1 protein-coding gene is annotated in these 297 nt (G+C 64.3%); it reads left to right on the plus strand.

Annotated elements, in window-relative coordinates:
- The coding region (locus CD790_RS34280; RefSeq protein ID WP_313956576.1) for a glycine betaine ABC transporter substrate-binding protein at nt 1-297 on the plus strand (297 nt) is incomplete at both ends.

Raw genomic sequence — 297 nt, forward strand, 5'->3', positions numbered from 1 at the left:
GTACGGCGACCGCCTCGCCGACCTGGGCTCGTGGTACGGGCCGACGTCGCTGGAGCTGTCGGTGCCCTCGTATGTGAAGGGGATCGATTCGCTGGAGGACCTGAAGGGGAAGGGGTCCACCTTCAAGGGGAAGATCATCGGTATCGAGGCGAGCGCCGGGATGATGGGCATCCTGAACGACAAGGTGCTCAAGGAGTACGGGCTGGACGGCGAGTACGAGGTGGTCGCGTCCAGCACGTCGTCGATGCTGGCGGAGCTGGACCGGTCGATCAAGAAGAAGGAGCCGGTCGTCGTCAC

This window comes from Streptomyces sp. SAJ15, from assembly GCF_007595705.1.
GTDB lineage: Bacteria > Actinomycetota > Actinomycetes > Streptomycetales > Streptomycetaceae > Streptomyces.